This is a genomic window from Spirulina subsalsa CS-330 (assembly GCF_028330765.1).
Lineage (GTDB): Bacteria > Cyanobacteriota > Cyanobacteriia > Cyanobacteriales > Spirulinaceae > Spirulina > Spirulina subsalsa_A.
Genome location: NZ_JAQMTY010000023.1, coordinates 1 through 2,931, shown reverse-complemented (window position 1 = coordinate 2,931; position 2,931 = coordinate 1). Strand labels below are relative to the sequence as shown.

Genomic DNA, 2,931 nt, shown 5'->3' with positions numbered 1-2,931 from the left:
CAGGATAAATCAATGGCGTTAGTCGTTGAGCCTAGCAACCCTCTGCAACTCTCGTTGTTTGAGTGGATAAATGGTCAGGTAACTGGCTGTTCAGAATCTCCCACTATAGCCCGTAGGGTTTAGTGGGGGAGTATGTCAATAAATGTTATTCCGATTCTTGCCGCAGTTTTGGCTCAATATTTAGAAACTCAAAACTGGACGATGCGACAATCAATCCAAGCATTAGTTTTGTCAGTGTTGATGTCAAAAATATGGCTCAAAATTGGTGATCTGGGCGGTGATTTGCGGCAATTTCCGACACAGCTTTACTATATGAATCAGGGCCCATGGATTTCCAATTCCATGTATATGCTTCAGGGCAGTCTGGTGCTGTTTTTAGCCTACGGTGTTTATCATCATTGGCTGAAACCCCTGCATCCTAAGCCTCAACGTTCTGCACCCTGATGAGAACCGAGGCCCTAATCTCCCGGCACATCATCACGCGGCTCGCTGTTCTGGGGGAATTAGGGAGTGCGATCGCGCTGATCGCAAAATTGCAATTGTTGATAGAGCATCGTGATTTTCGGGAGGATCGCGCCCCGTGCCGTCGCCCAACGGAGGGGATTTCCGACGATCGCCTCCACTTCCAGGGGTCGCCCCGCTTCGTAATCGAGTTTCATGCTCGTCAGGTAGGGGGTCATCTCTTCCGTGTGGGTGAGCATGGTTTGGCGGAATTCGGGGGTAATGGTGCAATCACAGGCGGCGGCTGCGATCGCCACTTCCGCCATCAAGTCTTCCACCAGTTGGCGCGTCGGGGGATGTTCCATCAGGGCATTGGTTTGGGCAGCCAACACCACCGACAAGCCGTTATAGGGAATATTCCACACCAGTTTTTCCCAACGACTTTGGAGCAAACTCGGCTGCATGACAATTTCAATCCCAGCCTGGTCAAAATCGCCATGGATGCGTTCTAACACCGGGGTAATCCCACAGGGGGCATAGTCGGGGCCGTATTGAGCGATCGCCACCTTCTCATAGTCCAAATGGCGAATATGACCCGGCCCCACCTTGTTAGAACAGATAAAACACAGCCCCCCCACAATCGGATTTTGGGGAAATTGGGCCGCTAATTCCACCTCAGCCCCCAGGCCATTTTGCAGCACTAAAATTGTTGTATCGGGAGCCAATAACGGCGGCAGGATCTTGGCTAGCTGTTGATTTTGCGTCGCTTTGAGGGCGATCAGCACCACCTCACAGGGCGGCATCTGCGCCGGATCAGCATACACCTGCACCGTCGGCAGGTGAAAATCGCCATAGACCGAATCCACCCGCAGGCCCTGGGTTTGGAGATGGTCGTAATCACTGCGGGCCAGAAAATGCACTGCATGACCTGCCCGCTGCAACCGGCCACCATAGTAGCCCCCGATCGCCCCCGTTCCCACCACGGCATAGCGTGTCATCGTCTACCCCATCCTCCACAACATCCCTAAATCCATCGGGGCCGGAATCATTTCCCCCCGCAGATCTAACAATTCCACCAGTAACAAATAGCCCACGGCCAGAATGACCGAAATCGCACCGGTAATAATCGCGAGAACTTTACCCTTATCCATGCAATGATGTCCCCTCCACTCAATAACGCTTCACCAAAACTAATGGGTCTGAAGCCCCGCCCTTCTAGGGCGGCTTTGCTGCTGGAGTTTATCGCTCCAATCTTCTCCATCTTTGGTATCCTAGCACCATGAAAAGCCGATATCAGTACAGAATCTATCCCACCCCAGGTCAGCAAACCGAACTAGCCAAACTGTTCGGATGTTGTCGTGTGGTGTGGAACGATGCCCTGGCTCTGATTAAGGCGATTCCTCAGGGTGAAAAATGGCCCAGTAATGCCCAGTTGCAACGCCGAGTCATTACCCAAGCCAAGCAAGATCCTGCCCGAAATTGGTTGTCAGGTGTGTCGGTTGTCGCCTTACAGCAATCGGTGATTAACTTGGGGACAGCCCTCAAAAACTTTTTCGAGTCCCGTAGCAGGAAGCGAAAGGGGTCAAGAGTTGGCTTTCCTCGATTCAAAAAGAAGCTCAACCGTCAATCGGCTCGTTTTACCCAGCGGGGATTTTCGATCAAGGCAGGGAAAGTTTACCTCGCCTGTCTTGGTGCGCGTTCCCTTGCGTCTTTCGCCGACGCGGGGTCGCACCGCAAGATTGGCAAACTCAAAACGAAGTGGTCAAGGCCGCTACCCTCTGAACCCAGTTCGGTAGCGGTGCTCAAGGACTGCGCGGGTCGATATTTCCTCAGTTTTGTGGTGGAGGTGGAGCCTGTCACCGTCGAACCCAAAAACCAAGGGGTCGGCGTAGATCTGGGCCTAGAAACCCTCGCCACATTAAGCACAGGTGAAAAGGTCAAGGCGAGGGACACCCGCACCTTGGACAGAAAGATTCGCAAAGGTAAACGCAAATTAGCCAGGGCCATAAAAGGGTCAAGGCGGCGTGAGTCGTTGCGGAATGCGATCGCTCGCAGTTCAGCAAAGCAGCGGAATATCCGTAAGGATACCAACCAAAAGCTAGCGAGCCGTTTGGTGCGAGAAAACAGCGTCGTGGTGCTAGAGGATCTCAACGTTGCCGGAATGGTGAAAAATCGCTGTCTAGCCAGGGCAATTAGTCGGGCTGGCTGGCGAGACATCAGAACCATGTGTGAAGCCAAGGCAACCCTGATCCAAGACCGAGAGGTGAGGGTGATCAGCCGATGGGAACCCACCTCGCAGGTCTGTTCCTGCTGTGGTTATCGGTGGGGGAAATTGGATCTCTCTGTGCAGTCGGTACTGTGCCTCAACTGTGGTGCAGAACAAGACCGAGATGTGAATGCCAGTGTAAATATTATGGCGGCAGGGCTTGCCGACCTGAATGGACAGGCGTTAAGCATTGTTAGACCCCAATCTGGGGCGGTTGCTTGTCT

At 53.1% G+C, this 2,931-nt stretch carries 4 protein-coding genes; 2 read left to right on the top strand and 2 right to left on the bottom strand.

The window, feature by feature from the left end:
* Positions 1-132 precede the first annotated feature (132 nt).
* Complete coding sequence (locus PN477_RS01690) at positions 133-444, top strand: hypothetical protein (RefSeq protein WP_272146923.1); 312 nt, start codon at positions 133-135, stop codon at positions 442-444.
* A gap of 59 nt (positions 445-503) precedes the next feature.
* Here the strand turns inward: PN477_RS01690 and PN477_RS01685 are convergent, their stop codons facing one another.
* Positions 504-1,439, bottom strand: a complete 936-nt coding sequence (locus PN477_RS01685; RefSeq protein WP_272146921.1) for a putative 2-dehydropantoate 2-reductase — start codon at positions 1,437-1,439, stop codon at positions 504-506.
* Between the two features lie 3 nt (positions 1,440-1,442).
* Positions 1,443-1,592, bottom strand: coding sequence for a hypothetical protein (locus PN477_RS01680; protein WP_175551075.1), 150 nt, complete (start codon positions 1,590-1,592; stop codon positions 1,443-1,445).
* Positions 1,593-1,720: 128 nt separating this feature from the next.
* Here PN477_RS01680 and PN477_RS01675 point away from each other — a divergent pair.
* The coding region (locus PN477_RS01675; protein WP_272146918.1) for an RNA-guided endonuclease InsQ/TnpB family protein at positions 1,721-2,931 on the top strand (1,211 nt) is incomplete at its 3' end.

Coding starts and splice junctions, on each gene's coding strand:
- PN477_RS01680 (WP_175551075.1), bottom strand. CDS start 1,592: ATGGATAAGGGTAAAGTTCTCGCGATTATTACCGGTGCGATTTCGGTC.
- PN477_RS01685 (WP_272146921.1), bottom strand. CDS start 1,439: ATGACACGCTATGCCGTGGTGGGAACGGGGGCGATCGGGGGCTACTAT.
- PN477_RS01690 (WP_272146923.1), top strand. CDS start 133: ATGTCAATAAATGTTATTCCGATTCTTGCCGCAGTTTTGGCTCAATAT.